14 protein-coding genes and 1 riboswitch are annotated in these 20,217 nt (G+C 51.9%); of the genes, 8 read left to right on the forward strand and 6 right to left on the reverse strand.

Annotated elements, in window-relative coordinates:
* Positions 1–126 precede the first annotated feature (126 nt).
* Positions 127–1,812 (forward strand): PucR family transcriptional regulator, encoded by a 1,686-nt coding sequence (locus tag YWK_RS21160; RefSeq protein WP_026965472.1) that lies wholly within the window; start codon positions 127–129, stop codon positions 1,810–1,812.
* A 79-nt stretch (positions 1,813–1,891) separates the two neighbouring features.
* Here the strand turns inward: YWK_RS21160 and YWK_RS0115235 are convergent, their stop codons facing one another.
* Entirely contained in the window at positions 1,892–3,274 is a 1,383-nt protein-coding gene (locus YWK_RS0115235; protein ID WP_026965473.1) for an aspartate aminotransferase family protein, read from the reverse strand.
* Positions 3,275–3,520: 246 nt separating this feature from the next.
* Between YWK_RS0115235 and YWK_RS0115240 the strand changes: the two genes are divergently transcribed.
* The 5 genes from YWK_RS0115240 to lpdA all read left to right on the forward strand — a co-directional run bounded on the left by YWK_RS0115240 (position 3,521) and on the right by lpdA (position 10,490).
* Complete coding sequence (locus YWK_RS0115240) at positions 3,521–5,410, forward strand: sigma-54-dependent Fis family transcriptional regulator (protein WP_026965474.1); 1,890 nt, start codon at positions 3,521–3,523, stop codon at positions 5,408–5,410.
* A gap of 310 nt (positions 5,411–5,720) precedes the next feature.
* Positions 5,721–6,707 carry a thiamine pyrophosphate-dependent dehydrogenase E1 component subunit alpha gene (locus tag YWK_RS0115245; RefSeq protein ID WP_156909173.1) on the forward strand — a complete coding sequence of 329 codons (987 nt, stop codon included), beginning with the start codon at positions 5,721–5,723 and terminating at the stop codon, positions 6,705–6,707.
* Between the two features lie 31 nt (positions 6,708–6,738).
* The gene (locus YWK_RS0115250; protein ID WP_026965476.1) at positions 6,739–7,776 is read left to right on the forward strand and encodes an alpha-ketoacid dehydrogenase subunit beta; all 1,038 of its coding nucleotides are present in this window, start codon (positions 6,739–6,741) and stop codon (positions 7,774–7,776) included.
* A 64-nt stretch (positions 7,777–7,840) separates the two neighbouring features.
* The gene (locus YWK_RS0115255) at positions 7,841–9,079 is read left to right on the forward strand and encodes a dihydrolipoamide acetyltransferase family protein (RefSeq protein WP_026965477.1); all 1,239 of its coding nucleotides are present in this window, start codon (positions 7,841–7,843) and stop codon (positions 9,077–9,079) included.
* Between the two features lie 16 nt (positions 9,080–9,095).
* Positions 9,096–10,490: a dihydrolipoyl dehydrogenase gene (lpdA, locus tag YWK_RS0115260; protein ID WP_026965478.1), complete on the forward strand. Its 1,395-nt coding sequence runs from the start codon at positions 9,096–9,098 to the stop codon at positions 10,488–10,490.
* Positions 10,491–10,593: 103 nt separating this feature from the next.
* Here lpdA and YWK_RS0115265 read toward each other — a convergent pair whose 3' ends face one another.
* The 5 genes from YWK_RS0115265 to YWK_RS0115290 all read right to left on the reverse strand — a co-directional run bounded on the left by YWK_RS0115265 (position 10,594) and on the right by YWK_RS0115290 (position 17,725).
* Positions 10,594–12,309 (reverse strand): acyl-CoA synthetase, encoded by a 1,716-nt coding sequence (locus YWK_RS0115265; protein WP_245578636.1) that lies wholly within the window; start codon positions 12,307–12,309, stop codon positions 10,594–10,596.
* 278 nt (positions 12,310–12,587) lie between these two features.
* Positions 12,588–13,841, reverse strand: coding sequence for an NRAMP family divalent metal transporter (locus tag YWK_RS0115270; RefSeq protein ID WP_026965480.1), 1,254 nt, complete (start codon positions 13,839–13,841; stop codon positions 12,588–12,590).
* Between the two features lie 157 nt (positions 13,842–13,998).
* Complete coding sequence (locus YWK_RS0115275; RefSeq protein ID WP_026965481.1) at positions 13,999–15,255, reverse strand: MFS transporter; 1,257 nt, start codon at positions 15,253–15,255, stop codon at positions 13,999–14,001.
* 403 nt (positions 15,256–15,658) lie between these two features.
* Positions 15,659–16,234 carry a MerR family transcriptional regulator gene (locus YWK_RS0115285; protein ID WP_026965483.1) on the reverse strand — a complete coding sequence of 192 codons (576 nt, stop codon included), beginning with the start codon at positions 16,232–16,234 and terminating at the stop codon, positions 15,659–15,661.
* 276 nt (positions 16,235–16,510) lie between these two features.
* Positions 16,511–17,725, reverse strand: a complete 1,215-nt coding sequence (locus tag YWK_RS0115290; RefSeq protein ID WP_026965484.1) for a murein hydrolase activator EnvC family protein — start codon at positions 17,723–17,725, stop codon at positions 16,511–16,513.
* A 314-nt stretch (positions 17,726–18,039) separates the two neighbouring features.
* Positions 18,040–18,162: riboswitch (cyclic di-AMP (ydaO/yuaA leader) on the reverse strand.
* Positions 18,163–18,340: 178 nt separating this feature from the next.
* Between YWK_RS0115290 and YWK_RS0115295 the strand changes: the two genes are divergently transcribed.
* Both YWK_RS0115295 and YWK_RS0115300 read left to right on the forward strand, forming a co-directional pair.
* Entirely contained in the window at positions 18,341–19,009 is a 669-nt protein-coding gene (locus tag YWK_RS0115295) for a LysE family translocator (RefSeq protein ID WP_245578637.1), read from the forward strand.
* 144 nt (positions 19,010–19,153) lie between these two features.
* Positions 19,154–20,173: a LacI family DNA-binding transcriptional regulator gene (locus tag YWK_RS0115300; RefSeq protein ID WP_026965486.1), complete on the forward strand. Its 1,020-nt coding sequence runs from the start codon at positions 19,154–19,156 to the stop codon at positions 20,171–20,173.
* Positions 20,174–20,217 lie beyond the last annotated feature (44 nt).

The raw sequence follows: 20,217 nt of genomic DNA on the forward strand, positions 1-20,217 counted from the left end.
GCGATTTGCACATTGACCCGCTTTGCAAATCGCTGAAAGCTCATGAAATGCCCAAGACATGGACGCCACTCGGATCTTCAACTATTGTAAATAGACAGACTATATCAGCATCCCCGGAGTGATTTGATGTACGGTCCCATCACAGTGACAGATATCCTAAAACGACCTGTTTTTCGAGATGCGCATGTTGTGGCAGGTGCATCCGGGCTGAATCGCCACGTCACATGGGTGCACATATTGGATGTACCGGAACCGCAGAACCTCATCCGCGGCGGTGAATTGGTTCTGAGCACCGGGCTTGGCTTTGTCCAGCGGCAACACGGATTCTTCCAATACGTGCAACAGCTCATCCAGGGGGGCGCGACCGGATTGTGCGTCGAATTGGGGACGGCCGTGTCGGACATTCCACAGGATGTCTTGGATTTTGCAGAGATGCACCAATTTCCGCTCATTGTATTTTCCACACAGGTCCACTTCGTCGATATCACGCAGGATATACACCGGCTGATTTTAAGCCGACACCACAAACTCATTGACGATTTGGAAGGATTATCAAGAAAGTTGCAACAACTCACCGTAAGTGCCATGGGGACGTCGCAAATGCTTCAGTTGATTCACGAGTCGACGAGATGCACCGTCATGTATGCTCGAACCGGACTGCGGCCCGTCGCCGTAGGTACCCACACCGTCAACAGCAGCCATCTTTTAGCGGAGTGGTCTACGTACTTCCCAATGGAGGCCGATCCCCTCATTGAACCCGAAATCCGGGATATTCCCGATACGTGTGTGACCTTGCGGACATTCGGCGATGCCGTCATTTTACAGTCCGCAATGGTCTTGGGCATGCCTCGCGGTACATTCGCGATGTTCGTGAATCGCAGTCAAGTGGACGACTATTTGTTGCTCATGACAGACAGAGTCACCAACGCGCTGTCTCTCGACGAATTTCGTCGATTGTCTATGGAAGAACGTCAGCTGTTTCGCGAAGCGGACTGGGTGGAACGAATGGTCCGCAACGATGAGGCAGAGTTACCCACCTTCATGAAGGACGCCCGCGTCCGCCATAAACGATTCCGCGTTGCCGTCATCACGTGCACAGACCCCATGGGTATGGGTACGCTGTCCACTCCAACTGCTACCTCGTCGACGACGGCCACAGATGAAACAGACTGGGTCATCCGCAAAACAGACTTGGCGATGATGATGCGACTGGCGTTCTCGAAAGAGGGATTCCGCCCGTATCTGTCCGTCCGACAGGATATGACTGTCGCTGTGCTGGAATGGGACAACTCGACACAGTCCCCAAAGTCAAAAATTGAATCCGCCGTTCAGCAATTCAAACAAGCGTTGGCTCGCAGCGGACTTCGCTCTGAGATGGAAGTGGGCGTGGGACACGAAGTCTCTGCCACCGATTTGGCTGCAAGCTACAAGACCGCCGTCATGGCATGGAACATTCGCCGAAAAGCGTTCCCAAAGGAAGTGCACTTTTACGATGATTCCGGCGTGTATCGGTGGGCCCCGTATCTCAACAACAGTGATGATGCGCGGGAATGGATCACCATGGATATCCAGAAGATATTGGAATACGACCGCAAACACCATTCAGACTTGTTGCGAACCCTGAAGGTCTATTTGGACTGCGACCGCTCCAAGCAAAAAACCGCAGAACAACTGTTCATCCACAGGCAAACGCTGTACCACCGGCTCAAACTACTCAATCAACTGTTGCAGGTCGACCTCGAAGACCCCGTCCAGCGCTTGGGCCTACACGTTTCCCTGTATTTCTTCCTGTACAATAACGCCTTCGCCTAAAACAGAGGCAGCCGTCACAACACATCGTTCGATGGCGTTGAGTTGCCCCTGTCTCTCTGTCTCTATCGTTCACTCGAGCTCAAACCGTTGTTGCTGCTCCAACCCGTTCAATCGCCTGAATCACCGTATCGGCAATCAACGCAAGCTCGTCGTCACTGACAATCAACGGTGGGCACAGCGTCAGTACGTTGCTGAGGTTGCGCACCGTGTCTCCGTTCTTGCCAATCAGCACGCCGTTGTTCTTGCACTCGGCAATTACTTTCCCCACGAAATCCGCAGGCGCCGGTGTCTTCGACGATTTATCCACGACCAGCTCAATGCCCGCCAAGAACCCGAAATGCCGCAAGTCGCCCACGTTCGGATGATTCGATAAGACTTGCAACTTCTTCTGAAGGGCGGCACCGAGGTCTGCCGCTCTTTGTACCAGATTTTGCTCTTCCATGATCTCCAGTGTTCGCACAGCCAATGCGCAAGCGACAGGGTTGCCACCAAATGTGTTCACGTGACGGAAGTGCGCGTATTGCTTGTCGTCGCGGAACACATCGAACAGTTCCGCCCGTACCGCGGTCGCAGACAAAGGTAAATACCCGCTTGTAATCCCCTTCGCCATGGTCACGATATCAGGGGTCACGTTGAAGTTCTGGTGTCCAAACGGCTTTCCGGATCTGCCGAATCCACAGATTACTTCGTCCACAATCAACAGAACACCGTACTTATCACAAATTTCGCGCACCCGTTTCAAATATTCCGGAGGTGGGACAATCATGCCACCGCCCGTGATGACCGGTTCCATGATGACCGCCGCCACCGTCTCCGGGACTTCCCAGTTGATGACTTGGTCGTAGATTTCGGCACACTCCAGATGGCATGCCTCTGGCTTGCGGCCAAATGGGCATCGATAGCAGTCCGGCGGCGGGACATGGAGAAATCCGGGTGCGAGTGGCTCGTATTTGTACTTCCGCTCGAACTGCCCCGTGGCCGCCAACGCACCCATCGAGTTTCCGTGATAGGCCCGATAGCGAGAGATGATTTTCCATCTTGACGGTTGACCGTTCTGCTCATGGAATTGCCGCGCGATTTTAAAAGCGACTTCGTTCGCTTCCGATCCGCTGTTGGAGAAAAAGATCCGATAATCTCCCTTCAGCCAGTGGTTGAGCTTTTCGCTCAACTGAATAGCCGGTTTGTGGCTGTGGGTGAGCGGATAATACGGCATCTCCACCATCTGATCAAAAGCCGCTTGGGCCAATTCTCGATTGGAATATCCCAAGTTGATGCACCACAACCCCGACATGGCGTCCAGGTATCGATTGCCACTTTCATCGATAATCCAGGGGCCTTCCCCACGACTGACAAGCATCGGATTTTGGCTGGCGGTATACGGCATCATCTGATGCCACACATATTTCCGATCTTTTTCCAGCCACGCTTGACTCGTCTCGGTATTGCCGAGTTGTTTCGCCATGCTCTCACCTCTTCCGACGACTCTTGCCACCATCATAAATCAATGCCTGCGTGTCCAACCGCGACAAACTGTATGAAAAGCCGTCTCCAAACGCGACATATCTGACCTTTGTCTATAGGGACCCATCTACAATATCGATTGCCGCAATATAACTGATAATTTCATCTATATAGACTATACTAACATCATAATCAGTTGACTCGTCGCCTAAATCTCCAAGCCGTTCTGGAATGGGGTGAATTTGACATGGTCGGTCAATTCCTCTCAAAAGACGTTTGGCAACGATTTGTCCGCGAGGGCGTGTTAGATCCATACCGCCTCCACCGAAACATGTGCGAGTCTTGGTTGCGGTGCAGAAAAATGGGGGTGAATCCCTACAGCGGCAATGGAAGCGAAATCTTATCAGGGGAAGAGCTTCGGAAGAAGAAAAAGGAAAACGCAACATTCCTGGAAGTGGCAACGCCGCATTTGAAATCCCTCTATCATTCCGTCCGCGGCACAGGAGCGATGGTGTTGCTGACTGATGAAGATGGATACGTGATCTCCGCGATGGGCGTCGCCGATATTACAAAAAAGGCAAAAGAGATAAATTTCGTCGAAGGTGTACGTTGGACCGAAAATGAGGTGGGCACGAACGCCATTGGAAATGCGTTGATCAGCAACGAACCGATGTTGCTGGTCGGTTGCGAGCACTATGCAGTGGCTTCCCAGGATTGGAGTTGTGCGGCCGCCCCCATTCATGATGCGGATGGACAACTCCGTGGGGTGATTGACATATCTGGTCCTGTAGAGGCCGCCAATGTTGAGATGCTCGGATCAGTTACGATGACTGCATACGCGATTGAGCAGGATTGGCGTAGTCGGGAACAATCCATCCTACTGGAACTTCTCCGTGAGTCCAGCGCTTTACTTCGCCATCCCAATGTAACTCATACCGTGATCATCGATAGGAAGCACCGGATTATCGGTGTCAGTCGGGACATCGATTGGACAGGCAGCCGATGGTTTCAGAAACCGCTTGATTGGCTGCTTGCTGAAGGATACACGGTTGCGCATCGGCAGCCGTTAGCGTCTCAGTCACCGACACACGGAGAAACGTCGCCCATTCCATATCTGCTTGGATATCGTGTAAACGTTTTACCGTCGAAGCGAAGAGTAGCTAGTATGGATTCCCCATATTCGGTATACCACTTTCCTGGAGAAGTCGGTGTGAGTGATGTGTTCGGCCAATTGCTTCGTGACGCTTGTCGCGTCGCAAGAATGGATACATCCGTCCTCATCTCGGGTGAAAGCGGAACTGGGAAGGAACTCATCGCCAAAACCATTCACAAACACAGCTTGCGTTCTCACGGACCCTTTGTGGCCCTCAACTGCGGGGCGATTCCAGACAACCTCATGGAAAGCGAGCTCTTTGGCTACACCGAAGGTGCCTTCACCGGGGCACGCAAGGGAGGGTATAAAGGAAAGCTTCAACAAGCGCATGGTGGAACCCTGTTTCTCGATGAAGTAGAAGCGATGCCAGAGGCCATGCAGGTTGCCCTTCTTCGCGTTCTGCAAGAACGAGAAGTCGTCCCAATTGGTGGAGAGAAGCCTGTGGCCTTAGACTTTCGACTGATTGCGGCTAGCAACCGAGACCTTTGGGAGTTAGTCAAGACCGGTCAGTTTCGGGAGGACCTATATTATCGAATCCACGTGTATCCGTTGCACGTTCCTCCCCTGCGGTCACGCAAGGAAGATATCCCGCATTTGGTACGGTACTACTGTATGCAGCGAAATTGGCCCATCCACATGCCTGAAGAAATCACTCATAGGTTGATGAATCACGATTGGCCAGGAAATGTGCGGGAGTTGTTCAACGTCCTGGAACAAATTCGAATTCATGCGGATGGTGGCAGGCCGAATATCACTCACGTACCACAATGGCTGGAAGATGCGTATGCAAACCGGGAGGATCAGACTCCACAAACGAAGATCCAGGATACAAGAGTAGGCGCCCTCTCGTGCCGCCAACGCCTGCAGAAGGCGGCGATGCTGCAAGCGCTCGAGCAAACAGGAGGCAATGTCACGAAGGCTGCACAACTGTTGAACATCCCTCGTAGCACGTTTTATCGAAGAATACGGAAGTTCGGCTTGTAAGCTTCGCTCAGAGTGCCAGGACAAAAAGAGACAAAGTGAGACAGTGATCTCGCTTTGTCTCTTTTTGTTTCACACACGCCAAGCCAATGGCCGCCATGAACCCGAGGCATGTGCGGCGAAACGTCGGTGAGCTCGGTTGGCAAGGATCTTGCTATGTAAGGGTGGCGGGAGGTGGTCAACCTTTCGCTCAGCGAATTGCAACATTCCACGAAGTCGTTCGTCGTGACTTTGCAAATCGCTGACCTGGCAACCTTTCAAATGGAAACTGAAATTTTTGAAATCAATTCACAGGAGGAATGGAATCGTGAGTATGACTCAAGTCATCCAACCCGCCTTGACACACGACAAAGCTGTGTGGATGTACCAAAAGATGGTTGAGATTCGAAAGTTTGAAGACGCCGTGCACGACTTGTTCGCAAAGGGCAAGTTACCAGGATTTGTTCACTTATACGCCGGTGAGGAAGCCATTGCTGTTGGTGTCTGCGCTCATCTCGCCGAAACGGACTATATCACAAGCACCCACCGGGGACACGGTCACTGCATTGCCAAGGGATGTGACCTCGACGGCATGATGGCGGAAATCTACGGCAAGGCGACGGGCTTGTGCAAAGGCAAGGGCGGTTCCATGCACATCGCTGATTTAACGAAGGGAATGCTCGGAGCCAACGGTATTGTCGGCGGTGGATTCACGCTCGCTTGCGGTGCCGGATTGACGGCCAAAGTGAAAAAGACGCACGATGTCGCCGTCTGTTTCTTCGGGGACGGTGCGAACAACCAAGGAACGTTCCACGAAGGCATCAATCTGGCCGCCATCTGGCAGCTTCCCGTGATTTTTGTCGCAGAAAACAACGGGTATGGCGAGGCGACACCCTTTTCCTACGCATCCAGTTGCACCCGAATTGCTGACAGGGCAGCAGGCTACAACATTCCAGGCGTGGTCGTAAACGGCAAGGATGTCATTGAAGTCTACCAAGCGGCTGCACAAGCTATCCAGAGGGCGCGAAACGGCGAAGGACCAACCCTGATTGAGTGCCTGACCTATCGAAACTACGGTCACTTTGAGGGGGATGCGCAGAAATACAAAACCAAGGACGAAAGGCGCCTACACGTGGAAGAGCTGGACGCTATCTCCCAGTTTAGGCGGTATCTCGTAGAGCATCAGGTGGTACGGGAACAAGAGTTGTCCGACATTGATGCGAATGTGGAACAAGCGATTGAACACGCAATTCAATTTGCCGAAGAAAGCTCGTTCCCAGCAGAAGAAGAACTGTGGACGGATGTCTACGTTTCCTACTGAGCATCGTGTCAGATTGAATGGAGGGATACACATGTCGAAAAAGATGAGTTTTTCAGAAGCTATTAATGAAGCGTTGACGCTGGCGATGGAGGCAGATGAAAACGTTATCTTGATGGGAGAAGATGTTGCAGGAGGCGCCCAGGTGGACCACCTTCAGGACGACGAAGCGTGGGGTGGCGTCCTCGGTGTCACAAAGGGCTTAGTTCAAAAGTTTGGTCGCGAACGAGTGCTCGATACACCCATCAGCGAAGCGGGATATATCGGAGCTGCGGTTGCCGCCGCGGCAACTGGTTTGCGGCCAATTGCCGAGTTGATGTTCAACGACTTTATTGGAAGCTGCCTGGACCAACTGATGAACCAGGCCGCGAAGCTTCGATACATGTTCGGTGGTAAAGCAGAGGTGCCTGTCACCATTCGCACCACGCATGGGGCCGGATTTCGTGCGGCCGCGCAACACTCGCAGAGTCTATACGCCTTGTTCACGCACATTCCGGGTCTGAAAGTCGTCATCCCCTCCACCCCAGCTGATGCGAAGGGACTGTTGCTCGCCTCCATTGCAGATAACGATCCCGTCGTGTTCTTTGAAGACAAAACGCTGTATAACATGACCGGCGAAGTGCCGGAAGGGAGCTACCTCATCCCCTTGGGCAAGGCAGACATTAAACGCGAAGGCAGCGACTTGACGATTGTCGCCATTGGCAAGCAGGTGCATACCGCGCTGACCGCAGCAGAAAAGTTGGCCACTCGGGGCATTGAGGTAGAGGTCGTAGATCCGCGTTGCCTGTCTCCGCTCGACGAAGAGACCATCCTGGCTTCTGTCGCCAAGACCAACCGCCTTATTGTCATTGACGAAGCTACGTCCCGATGCAGCGCGGCTACGGACATTGCAGCACTGGTCGCAGACAAAGGATTTGACACGTTGGATGCCCCCATCAAACTGATTACCGGTCCCCATACACCGGTGCCATTTTCACCCGTACTGGAAGACCTCTATCTACCATCTCCGAAAAAAGTGATTCAAGTCGTTTCAGAGTTACTCGGAGACAGCTCCATTGTCGCCGTTTCCTAACCAATTCATGCCGAGACGGGGCGAGGGGAGGCTCGCCCCTCATCACCAGGAAGGAGTGCTGGAAGTGGCAACCGAAATCGTCATGCCGAAGCTAGGAATGGGAATGGAAAAAGGAACGGTGGTGGCCTGGCAGAAACAAGTGGGAGATCCTGTTCAAAAAGGCGAGACACTCGTCGAAATTCGCTCGGAGAAAATTGAGTTCGAAGTGGAAGCACCGGAGGATGGCGTCCTCCTGGACATCGCGGTGCCAAACGAAGGTGTGGTGCCTTGCGGGACCATCATCGGCTACGTGGGCTCCCCCGCAGAGCTGGTCAACACGGATTCTTCTCATGTGACACAAACAACCGCGGTTGCTGTCGCAGCTCCGCCACAGAAGAAGATAAAAATTTCCCCTGTCGCCAAGAAGATAGCGGAGGCTGCAGGACTCAATATCGACAGCATCGTTGGGACAGGGCCGGACGGCCGAATCACCAAGGAAGACGTTGAACGTGCGATTGCAGCGGGGAGCCCGGATGTTGGCCCTCATGTTGAAACGAAGCCCACGACTGCGACGCCTTCGGTTGCCGCGAAGATACCCCAAGAGAACCCGCAAGACCTGTCTGCTGCACCTTCGGAACCAGTCAAAGTGTTTGTAACAGGTGTGCGCAAAGCCATTGCAAACAGGATGTTGCAGAGCCTGCAACAAACAGCCCAGTTAACCATCACCATGAGCGCCGACGTCACGGACGCGCTAGAGATACAAAGACAGCACGGAGAACGTATTCGTGAACGCTATGATACGAAGCTCACCGTCACCGACTTCGTCGCACGCGCCACCGTTCTCGCCCTGCTCGAACACCCACAGGTAAACAGTGTCTTCTCGGATTCAGAGATCCTGCAGCACACCGGAGTCCACCTTGGAATCGCTGTAGCGCTGGACGATGGCCTCATCGTACCTACCATTCGAAACGCTAACCGATTGTCGTTCATCGACTTGGCCAAATCCGTGAAATCGGTGAGTCAGCGCGCCCGAAGCGGAAAATTGCATGGTGAGGAAACGGGCGGATCGACTTTTACCATTACAAACCTGGGTGCATACGGCGTCGAGTACTTCACCCCCATCCTCAATCCCCCGGAAACCGGCATCCTGGGTGTTGGGAGCGTGCAAGACCAGCCCCGGTACATCGGTTCAGAATTACAAAGACGCAGCATATTGCCGCTGAGTCTCACGTTTGATCACCGAGCTCTGGATGGCGCCCCCGCCGCTCAGTTCCTCGGCACCGTGAAGCGATATTTAGAAGCGCCTATCCACTTGTTGCTTTAATCGGAGGTGAACGCATGTGACAAGCGACATCATCGTAGTTGGTGGTGGGCCTGCTGGCTACTGCGCGGCTATCATGGCCGCGCGACTCGGTGCGAAAGTGTCACTGGTGGAACAAGGGGACCTCGGCGGAACGTGCCTCAATGAAGGCTGCATGCCCACCAAATCCCTGCTCGAGTCGGTCAGTTTGTATCAAAAAGTGAAGTCAGCCTACGATTTTGGCATCGACTTGCCCGTCGACCAAGTCGTCCCCAATTGGGTGAATATCCAGCGCTTCAAGGATAAGACCGTGCGGCAACTGGTCGCAGGCATCGGATACCTGATGAAAAAGAACCAGATCAGGGTGATTCACGGCCAAGCCCATTTCGTGAATCAACAAGTGCTCGCCGTCGAAACTACAGACGGAACCGAGGAACTTGAGGCGGACCGATTCATTATCGCCACGGGGTCCGAACCCGTGCAGCTCCCGTTTGCACCCGTGGATGGCGAGTGGGTCATCCACAGCAGCCACGCTCTGACACTCTCTCAGATCCCTGAATCTCTTGTGATTGTCGGAGGTGGCGTCATCGGCTGCGAGTTCGCGAGTGTATACAGCCGACTGGGAACCAAGGTGACCATCATTGAAGCGGCGGATCACATCCTTCCCGCTGAAGACAGCGACATCGCCGAGATATTGCACGCCCAACTGAAGCACCACGGCGTAGCGATTCATACCTCTTCGTCGGTTCAGACGTTGGATGCTAGTACGATGCGCGTTTGTTTTACCACCCGTGATGGTGAAGAACAGTACGTCTCGGCGCAATATGTACTCATTTCTGTGGGACGTAAGCCGAGAATCGACAACCTCGGACTGGAGTTGACTGGCGTCACTTACACAAAACATGGCGTTTCTGTGAACGAATACATGCAGACGACTGTTTCTCACATGTATGCCTGTGGCGACGTGGCAGGTGGGATTCAGTTGGCACACGTGGCTTTTCACGAAGGTGAGGTGGCCGCCGTCAACGCGTGCTCACAGAACGGCCAGCAGAAAAAAGTAAACTACCGAGCCGTACCGCGGTGCATTTACACTTCGCCAGAGGTCGCGAGCGTTGGTTTGACAAGCCAGCAGGCGAGGGAGCAATACGGTGACATCCTCATCGGAGAACTCCCGTTTGCAGCCAACGGAAAAGCGCTCATACACGGCGAAGCTTCTGGCAAAGTGAAGGTGATGGTCGATCCACAGTTTCACGAAATCCTCGGGGTCACGATTGTCGGCCCGCTGGCTACCGAACTCATTGGCCAAGGCACTCTCATGTTACATGGAGAGATGACCGTGGACTCCGTAGAGGATTTGATCTCGGCACATCCCACCTTGTCCGAAGCCGTGAGGGAGGCTGTGTTACAAGCCGTAGGCAAAGCGGTACATATTTGACCGTAAGCGTTCATGTTCAGTGCGGCATCATGGCAAAAAGAGAGACGCGCCCCAACCGGTGAGCCCGTCTCTCTTTTTTCTATGTCAGCGATTGCAATATCGCTCATGTGGGAGGTGCGCCTGCGCGCTTTCCTTTCCGGTCGTACTCTCGCCGCTTGAGCACATTGCGCTGAATCTTCCCCGAAGGCGTCATCGGGTACTCTGTGACGAACTCTACCTCACGCGGATACTCGTGCGCACCGAGTCGATGTTTTACCCAGTTCTGCAACTCCAGAGCCAACTCTGAAGTGGGTGAAACGCCGTCTCGCAGTTGAACGAACGCCTTCACAATTTCTCCCCGAACCGCGTCTGGACTGCCCACGACAGCCGCCATCACGACGCCAGGGTGCTTCACCAGTACTTCCTCCACCTCCGCAGGCCCGATACGGTATCCCGCAGAACTGATGATGTCATCGCTGCGGCCGACAAAGTGAAAATAGCCTTCGTCATCGACGTAGCCCAAATCGCCCGTGCGCATCCAACTGTTCGTAAACTTGGATTTCGTCGCATCCGGTCGATTCCAGTATTCCAGGAACATCACAGGATCTGGACTTCGAACGGCAATTTCTCCGACAGTTCCCGCCTTCGCCGGTTGCCCTTGCTCATCCAGGACCGTCACGTCGTGACCTGGGATGGGACGCCCCATCGAGTTCGGTTTTGCAGGGAACAGTTGGCTACAGTTTCCAAGCACCAGATTGCATTCCGTCTGTCCATAAAACTCGTTGATGGAGACGCCCAGATTCTCTCTCGCCCAGGCCAGCGTTTCTTCTCCCATTGGCTCGCCACCGCTGGCAATGGATCTGACATCCAAATCCCACCGACTCCGTGGATCTCTTATTTGACGCATCATTTTGAGTGACGTCGGAGGTAAAAAGACGTTGCGGACACCCCAGCGTTCCATGAGGTGGAACGCGTCTTCCGGATCAAACTTCGCCATCCGCTGTGCCAGTACCGGCACCCCCCAGTGCAGCGCCGGAAACAGCACATCGAACAGTCCCCCAATCCAGGCCCAGTCTGCTGGCGTCCAAAACAGGTCACCCTGTTGTGGCATGAAGTCGTGCGGCAGGCTCACCCCTGGTAGATGCCCCAGCAGAACACGATGTCCGTGCAACGCCCCTTTCGCAGGCCCCGTCGTCCCGGAAGTGTAGATAATGACAGCCGGATCATCCGGGGTCGTCACCACCGACTGGAACCGAGCCGAGCTGTTCGCCATCAGATCTGCCCAAGCATAGATCCGGAGTCTGCCTGCATTCCGACTCTTCTCCGCATCGGTCACTACGACAAACTCCAAAGTGGTCAGGTCGTCGCGAGCATCGAGAATTCGGTCCAGATGCACGCTTTCCGTCACAAGCGCCCGCGCCCCAGAATCGTTCAGTCGATGGACGAGCGCGTCCGGACCAAACAATGTGAACAGCGGAACCGCAATACCTCCCATCTTGTACGTCGCAATGTGAGAGACGGCGAGTTCGGGACTTTGGGATAGAAGAATACCCACCCTGTCTCTCTGAACACATCCGAGACCGCACAATGCGTTCGCCAGGCGATTCGACGACATCGCAAGCTCCCAGTACGTCCATTTTTCGTGCGTTCCGTCGCCTTTGTCGTAAATGATGGCCAATTTTCCTTTGTCGACCGCATGCTTATCGGACACGTCCACACCGATGTTGAACGTCGTCGGTAGGCTCCATCGAAATCGCTTTCTCAACTCGTCATAAGAAGTGTCGCATGATAAGTCCGACATGCGTAGCCACTCTTCGTGTTCGTCTCGTGCGAGTTCCATATGCGGTCCCTCCAAGTTGTGGGTGACATCTTGTTGTGTAACTATTCTAAAAATATGGAGGATATCCTTCGTCGTCATACGGTAGACATACGAGTCCGTACATGATGGAGCGAATTGCAGATTCCGCGAGCGTGGTGGTCCCTGACTCGCACCATTGAAAATCGCGAGGAGGTTAAGAACCTCCTCGCATGATTCCCTGCGTATCCATTGTTTCCATGACACGAGCAAGCAACGGGTCTTCAACTTTCGCCCTTACACTCGTCCTCAACGCTGCATCGTTACACAATCAATCGAATTCCCATGTAGACACCAAAGAGCATGACAATACCGGAGACACCCCAGACGACGTATTTGTACACGCCACGCATTCTCCACTCTTTCGGCAAAACCTTTGCCTCCAGCAACAGGAGAAAACCTAACACGATGGGTAGCAACAGGGCATTCATGACTTCCGTGTCCACAGAAAGATTCACAAGATTGATTCCACTGAACACGAGAATCGCGCCACCAATGTGCGCCAGCGTGTAAATGGTATAGAATGTCTTTGCATCTTTAAATTTGCTGTTGACGCTGTGTTTGAAACCGACGACCTCGCCAATCCCCCATGCGCCTGCCAAAGAGACGACAAGCGCTGCCACGAAACTGGCCCCCAGCATCCCTAAGCCAAAGATCACCTTCGCACCAGATGGACCGAGGAACGGAAGCAATCCCTGTGAGATGTCCCCAACCGTGTTTAACGGATGTGACGGGTCGGCAATGCCGACGGTGGCCGCGATCATGACGACAACGGCAATCATGACAACTTGCGTCAAGACCGAGCCAGTCAATGTATCCCATCGTGCACCTTTCAAGTGGTGATGCGTTAACTTCCGGTCGACGACCGCGGACTGCTGGTAAAAAATCATCCACGGCATGATCACAGCACCGACATTCGCAGCCAAAAGAAAGATGTAACTTTGATTGTGAATCGGGATGGTACCTAATCCTTGAAGGATCTGGTGCGCGTTTGGGTGGGCCATCATGGCGGCCGGAACCAACAGTAATTCGAACAAACCCATGGCAATCCCAATGCGTTCGACTCGCTTATAGCTCCCTGTCAGCCCGATAACAATCAACAAAATCGTCGCAACGGATACGCTGTACCTTGGCGAAATCCCAAACAATTCGCCGACGCCCGCGATTCCGCTGAACTCTGTCACCAGTGCCCCTATGGCAGAGAGGAATAACGTGGACACCGAGAAAATGGCCCACTTTCGTCCAAATCGCTCGCGAATCAGTTCGCCGTGCCCTTTTCCTGTAACAATCCCGAGACGAACGGTAATTTCCTGTACCAGATATACAATCGGAATGAGGATCAGCTGCGGTAACACCATCGCGTACCCCCACTCCGCACCGGATTGCGCAGCTGTGATAATACATCCGGCATCCGTATTGGCAAGCATGACGATAATTCCCGGCCCAAATATAGCAAGGGCGTTGAGCACGCGTTTCATGGATCCTACGGGTTTCATGGGCTGTGTGAGAGTTTCCATCCGTGTCTTCCTAGTTCCAGTTTTACACTGTTAGTATGATCTAATTACATGAGTTAGTGTAATCGAGTCATAATGTTGATTTCAATAGTCAACTTTTTAAAATTGCGAAGACTGATTTGCAAATCGCTGGCCATAAGTGTTCTCTCACACGCCACGGTCAAGCTTGGAGATCTTCAGTCATTTGCTCAGGCACTGCTTTTGAGCGAATCAGCAATACAAACACAATGGCCACGAGACTTGACACACCACTGACAATGAACATGTCCTTGTATTCCCCACCTGAAGCGTGAATGACGTATCCCGCCAGGGGCGCAGCAACAAGAAGTCCGATGGACTGCACTACGTTGTTTAGACCATATAATCCACCACGCAGGTCGTTCTCCTGCGCTTCGTCTCTTGTCGTCTCTCTGAGGAGGTCCGTAGCAAGGGCGTACGACACCGTGAGTGTTGCGGCCCAAAATATGCCTTCCACCCCGACAAGCATGAATACCAAAAGAAGACTGTGGACCCAAAGCCCCGACAAAGCCAGTATCCCAAACAATCCAAACGAAGTGACCAACAGGTGACGTGGTGCAAATCGACGATATGCTTTCCCCACAAAGACAGCAGCCACCATGCCCATAAACGTGTACAGTGACATGGCCAGCGCGGAATCCATGAGGCTTCCGTGCACGGAGTGCACGATATAGAGGGTGAAAAACGACGCAATCGATTCGAAAGAAAGCCAAGCGAGCGTCTGCGCGATGTAATACAAGATCAAGTTGCCACGAAATAAAGGCCGATAAGACGGCCGAACGATTGGCCTATCATGTTGTTCCTCGTTCACAGCAACTGAACCTTGCTCAGGGACGCCGATGACGGTGATCATGCCGCAGGTCGCGATGAGAACTGCCGTGAACACGTACGCGCCTGTGTGGCTGAGTCCCCATACAAGGGGAATGACCAGAAATGCGACCAAGTTTCCCGTTTGCCACCATAGATTCAAATAACCCGAAGCTAAGCCCCAGAAGCGCTGGGGAATGAGTCCTGGCATCCACGCTTGATACGGACTGATGGAGCCCTGCTGAAACACGTAAAACAAACATAAGGCAACAAGGGAAACAACGAGATCATGTGTTTGACAGAAAACAAGCCAAGTGATAGCAGCCATTGGAAAACAAATCAGGAGGTATACCTTGCGGCGAAAACCTGTCTTCCTTGTTCTGTCACTGATGTAACCTGTCAGGGGATTGAGCAAAATTCCCAGCAGTCCTTCCAGTCCAAGAATCAGCCCAATCACTGGTTGCGACACAGCGAGCGATTGGAGAAGAGCTGCTGCAAATACCTTGTTACATCCGAATCCCACGTTACGTCCCAACCCAGCCATGCCAGGTAAATGGACCTGTTTGGCTTGAAACTGCTGTTCTTCGCTCATTCGCTCACCTCTGGTAAATCATCATAAAATTCAGGTTATTAATCATGAGTATGCCCGATGGTTGTGAATTTGTAAGGGTGATGAAATGGAGAGGAAATAAAGACTGTGTACATTCGGGAAATGACTGTCCACGTATGGAGATGAAAGATGAGTTTTCCGTGGAGCACGCGTTGTTACCTCGACATCAGGTATAGACTGCGGGCCGCTCATCCCAACGGATGGGCCCGCATGTTTTGTGCAAGTGAAACTTCAGAGACCGAAGTGTGAATGAGTGCATTGATATCAAGAAAGGGTGGATGTAGTGCTCGATACATGTTCTCTTTGGCAATGTGGAGGCTGTTGAATAAACGGTAGACGACCAGTGATACGGGAATTGATACGGAACCGAATGTCGCACGCCGTATCACTTGCCCATCAATCGTTGCCACCAGGACTTCTTCTCATTCGCTCTTTCGTTCATGGTTTGCAGTGTATCCAACAGCATCTTGTCGCGCTGCTGTAAACGTTGCTCGCTTTCGTTCAATCGCTCATCCAGCATTGTCCTCAGTTTCTCGTTTTCCTCCCGTGTCGCTGCTATCTCGTTGCGCAATGCACTCAATGTATCCGATAGCTGGATTCGCAGTTCGTTCACCAGCCTGCGCTGTTGCTCAGCCATCGCTTGTGCCATCATGTGCAGCACTTCCTCCGTCTTCACCGCTGGAACATTGGATGGCGTCCGCTCATCTTCCGATTGCACATCGACCACCACGGAAAACTCCTGACGGAGCGTATCCGCAATTTGGTCTGCAGTTAAGTTCTTGTCGTACAGCTGCTGTACACGTCGCAACACGTCTCTCGCTTGTGGATTAAAACGTCTCCCCGCGCCGCGACCTTTTGCTTCTAAGAAGTCGCTAAACATCGAAGCCCATCGTCGAGCAGTACTATCCGCAATGTCCAGTTCTCTGGCAATCGTACTCAGACTCACCCATTCTTCGTTCATTCGCTCACCCCTCCGCAAATTCGCTCACTCCGATTAGCGCAATTCGCCGATTTTGCGCTAATCGCCGATATGCCATGTCAGACCAGCGTTTACGTCACTTTTCGTCCATCCGACCATATTGCGTCTTTTAATCAATTCTCCACTCAGATGGCGATTCCTCCGCATCATCAACACAACATGGTGTAATTCACTCTCATCTGAACCAAAAAACGCGCGTTCCCTCCTTGGAGAACGCGCGCTACCTATTACGGGTATTTGCTAGTAGTGTAGCGTCGTTTAAATTGACTTCATGATGTCCTTGAAAATGGCGCGGACGCCATAGGCCCAGTTCGGGTCTGTGGCATAAATGCCCCAAGGATTCCGGGGATCGTTAATCCAAAGGATGGGATCTTCGCCTGCCGGCGGTGGAGCCGAAAGCTTGTGTCGCAACGTGTCAGCGGCAATATTTGCTGTATCCGCTAAGTTCGTGTTGTACACTTGCCAGCTGTAGAACACATTGAACGGGTTGTTCCGAATCATATCCGCGTCTGGCCCTGGCGGCACAAAATGCTGCTCCTGTCCAGTAATGGCGATAAGCAATGCAGGGTTGACGTTATATCTTTGTGCCGCTGCACATATGGTTTCTATGTCTTGCAGGGAAAATGTAGAATTGCGCGAACGAACATAGGCATAGAGGGCCGTCGGCGCAATGGGCTGGTACTGTAGACTTGTTTCCGTGACTGCAGAAACGTTCGTTGATAAGATGGCGTCCTCCTGCTGTACCTGTTGCTCCAATTGGGCAATTTGACTTTGGGTAAGTTGTATCTTGTACTTCAAAAAGCCTTGTTTTTTGGTGCCTGCTTGAATTTGTTGCTGCACACGCGCTAATGCATTTTTTTGTTGAGCTTGCAGCGATTGATCTACCTTTTGCAATGCCTTCAGGTCCTTCGTTTTATTCTGCAAGGACTGATAGGCATGCTTTTGAGCCTGCTTCTCTGTCTCCAACTTGTGGTGTAATGCCACAACTTTTTGTAACAACTCTTTGTCTGCCTCCGTAATCATGGAGAGCATCTGCAGTCGACTGAGAAAATCGCTGAAATTCGTTGCCTGTAACAGCACCTCTATGTAGGGTACATTTCCATCTTCGTAAAGCGCTTGGAGCATGCTGTTGACGCTCTGTTGGTCGTGCTTCAGCTGCTTTTGGTTTTGGAGAATTTCCTGGTTCAGTTGGTCCAACCGCTTTTGAAGGTCTTGGAGTTGCTGTTGATTGTTTGCAATCTCATGATGGATACTGTCTAGTAAAGACTGATAATCTTGAATCTTCCCTTGCAACTTCTCTGCTTGTTGCTTGTTCTTCAACACGTCTTCCGCCGTTTGTTGTGATTGAGCTTGTAATTGACGCATCAACTGCTGTTTTTCAGACAGCGTGCTCGCCATCGACAACTGGGTCGTCATTCCTACGACGGTTGTGATGGTAGACATGACAACGAGTATTTTTGTGGTTACTTTCAACTCTACGTCTCTCCTATCTCCAGTGCAAAACCTTCCAATTGCCGTAACGCCTGATGATGTAACGTAAGATGATTCAATGTCTTCGAGTCGCCTGGAAAGCGCAAAATCATTCGCTTCACGAAATATACATTTCAACAAGCATCGACAACATACCAGCGTTGGATGCCTGTTCACGTGTGTATATTTATGATTTGTGGGTATGAAACTAGGGAATCACTTCACGAGAAACGTGGCAATTCGATGAGTTCTTTGGCAGTTAAATGGTCAACATGCGATGCGAGGAGAACAGTGAAATAGAGGTTGCTCATTTGAATTCATCCTTTCTTTCGCCTACGAGGTTAGCTGACGGGTTCGGGCAGAAAGGTGCCCTCGACATCATGTCTTTCACCCCAAAAGGAAAATTGTCCCCCGCCCATACGGTTCGGCACTTATGTTTTGCACTTACAGATCATTCGAGCTCTCTGTTGTGATTACGTCCGTCCCTTCCAATTGTGATGTGCGCCTGTATTGTGCGCGCCGGTTGAACTGCCGTGTAGCCGAGAGGTCGACATGGGTCAGAAACACTGACAAACTAACGATGTTGATAATTTCTGTTTCGAAAGAGAGTCGGACGTGATGATGATGGAGCGATTCGTATCTGGTTTTCTCCTATCGCTTTCGCTATGCCTTGATTTAGGGATAGTGAATGTCGCAGTAGTAAAGACGGGGCTGGAGAGAGGCGTATTACCGTCGTTTTTGGTCGGTCTCGGCTCATCGTTCGGTGATTTAATCTATGCGCTGCTCTCGATGGTGGGCATGTCATTACTCATGCAGTTTACAGTGGTTCGTTGGATATTGTGGATTGGTGGAACACTTGTACTGTTGTATCTGTCATTCAACATGATGAAGGAAACCTTGTGGCCGAAGAACCTGACCATGTCTCTCGAAGGTTCGGCAACAAGGTCAAAATCCTGGATAGGGACATTGCTGACAGGAGCTGGCTTAGCTTTATCCTCACCATCAGCCATTCTATGGTTCGCTACTGTGGGAGGTAGTATTATCTCGGCAACAGATCACCATGGCACGAGCAACGGTTCATTGGTGGCTTTCTTTGTTGGTTTCTTTTGTGCAGGTGTGCTGTGGTCACTCGTCGTGGCGTACGTTAGTGGCCAAGCTCGGAAGTATATGGGACCTCAATTCATACGCATGCTCTCTTTGACGTCTGCGATTCTATTCATTTACTTTGCTTGCAAAGTTTTTCTGAGTGGCCTGCACACGTTCGCTTTCAATTCCCGTGGATTGTGATTTCTTACCGCGAATGCGGCTCATACACTTCCCCGACAGGTCGTTGCTGGTTGACACCCGTTGTCGAAAAGATTAGTCTTTTTTCTATGGAACCGGTTTCAGTAATCGATTTCATAATACTTTTTTGCTGGGGTCGATGGTCTGATGCGCGGTAAAGGCACCACGAAGCGAGTGACGATTACAGATGTCGCAAAGGCAGCAGGTGTATCGAAAACGACCGTTTCTCGCTTTATCAGTGGGGATATCGAATCGCTTGCCGAAGACACGTTCAAACGAATTGCGCGCACCATCGAGGCATTGAATTATCGTCCGAGCAAACTCGCGCGCGGTTTAAAAGGCAGGCGCAGTTACCTCATCGGTGTGGTTTTGGCGGACATTACAAACCCCTATTCCACAGCAATACTCCGTGGTGCGGAAGACGCTTGCCACAAGCATGGGTACAATTTGTTGGCCTGTAATACCGACAACAACCCAGAAAAAGAGCGGAACTACATACTCATGTTGCAGTCGCATCATATTGACGGCTTGATTATCAATACAACAGGCCAGAACAACACCCTGTTGCAAACGCTGAGCGCAGAAAATTTGCCGATTGTTCTAGTGGATCGAGAAATTCCTGATTTCAATGCAGACATGGTGACGGTGAATAATCGCCAGGCGATAGCGCAGGCCACCCAATTCCTGATTCACCGGGGATACAAACGAATTGCGTACTTTACGCAGCCGATTCGTGGCATCAGTACTCGAACAGAACGCGTCCAGGCTTTCTCAGCGGCATTGAACGAAGCTGGTTTAGCGACGAATCAAGATGTATATGAAGTGGATAGCGAAGAGCAAATTCGTTCGTCCATCCAGCGATTCCTTTCAAGCTCTGAAGAACATCCGAGAGTCATATTTGCCGGAAACGCTGTCATTTTGCTCAAAGTGGTTCTTGAATTACAGCGTCAAGGTATCCATGTGCCAAGAGAAGTCGGGATACTCGGTTTCGATAACCCGGACTGGGCAGAAATCGTTCAGATTACAACATTGGCTCAACCCACATATCTTATCGGCGTTCAAGCGGTCGAGCAGTTGTTAAAACGGATGAATGGAGAGGAGGAACCGTATCAACATATTGCGCTTCCAGTGGAATTGATGGTTCGCGGCTCGACGCCCAATGTGTAACAATTGTGATTCTCTTTTTTCAACAGAATGGAACCGGTTTCATT

This window comes from Alicyclobacillus pomorum DSM 14955 (assembly GCF_000472905.1).
In the GTDB taxonomy this organism is placed as follows: Bacteria; Bacillota; Bacilli; order Alicyclobacillales; family Alicyclobacillaceae; genus Alicyclobacillus_A; species Alicyclobacillus_A pomorum.